1 protein-coding gene is annotated in these 1,129 nt (G+C 59.0%); it reads right to left on the reverse strand.

Going from position 1 to position 1,129, the window contains the following annotated elements; all coding sequences use genetic code 11:
* On the reverse strand, window positions 1-873 hold an 873-nt coding region (locus CIT25_RS23675; protein WP_245329969.1), incomplete at its 3' end, for a YihY/virulence factor BrkB family protein.
* Window positions 874-1,129: the final 256 nt, after the last annotated feature.

The following is a 1,129-nucleotide window of genomic DNA, read 5'->3' on the forward strand; positions in this document are numbered from 1 at the left end:
CAGCATCATCGGCCACCGAAAGATCCGCACAAGGGCTTCGGTCCAGCCGCCGAGGTTCAGCAGCGCAAGCATGGCCGGCACGATCCCCACCGCGACGATAAAGCCGATACCGATGAGGATGGCGCCAAGTGTGAAGCCCAAGGCCAGGAGGTTCAGATGGATAAAGCTGCGCTTTTCACTCTCCTCGTAGGCGATGTTCATGGCTTCGAAGAGCGTCTTGATGCCGTTGCTGGCGCTCCACAGTGCGACGGCAAGGCCGAATATGAAACCGAAGCTGAGCGCGCCAGTCCTCTGAGCGGCCAAGGACCTAAGCTGAGATCCGATAATGTCCAAACCGCCCGAAGGAAGTACGCCGCCAAGGAACGAAATGTGCTCAGCGATGGTCTGAGGATCGGCGACAAAACCGTAGATGGACACGAACGCGGCGAGCGCGGGAAAGAGGGCAAGGAGCAGATAGAATGCGGCCCCGGCCGCGATCAGCATAACACGGTCCTCCTTTACTTCAGCAAAGACCCGCCACAGCACGTCTTTCCAGCCACGGCTGGGGATCTGTGACGGCCATTCGGCATTGCGTCCGCGGCCCTCCCGTTCGGCGCGCCGCTCAAGTTGCACTTGGTTTTCGTAAGCGTCGTCGGTTGTTTTCTTCGACATTCTGCCGGCCCGGAGCATCTTCTTCGCGGGGCAAACGTGTAATAGCGCCAAAGGATGCAGGTGCAGACCTGCGCTCACAAATAAACATCCGCCGACTGCAGAAACACTGCGCCATTCCCATGCGACGAGTTGATTTAATAGCAACACTGCCCTGCCCACGACCCTCAATGGCTTGTTCGAGCGACCAATGAGAATACGCCAGCTTTCCAGCATGTCGGCCATTCGCGGCAGTCGGCTGACTGCGTTTTAACTTAGCGCGGCCGGCCGGCGCGGATTATGGCATGGGCGATCGCGAGCTGCGCCTCTCTCGGCGCGTCCAGCCGGCCTCTAGCATGCAATCGACCATCGCTTGAAAGCCAGGCTCCATCGCCTCCTGACAGTTGAAGCTGGGCGAAATCGCGGACCCTGCACATGGCTAATTACCCGAACTCACCCCAGGCAATTACTCGTGCAGACGCAACTCAAAACTTGCGGCTCA

Origin of the sequence: Mesorhizobium mediterraneum, assembly GCF_002284565.1 — a bacterium.
Taxonomy (GTDB): domain Bacteria; phylum Pseudomonadota; class Alphaproteobacteria; order Rhizobiales; family Rhizobiaceae; genus Mesorhizobium; species Mesorhizobium mediterraneum.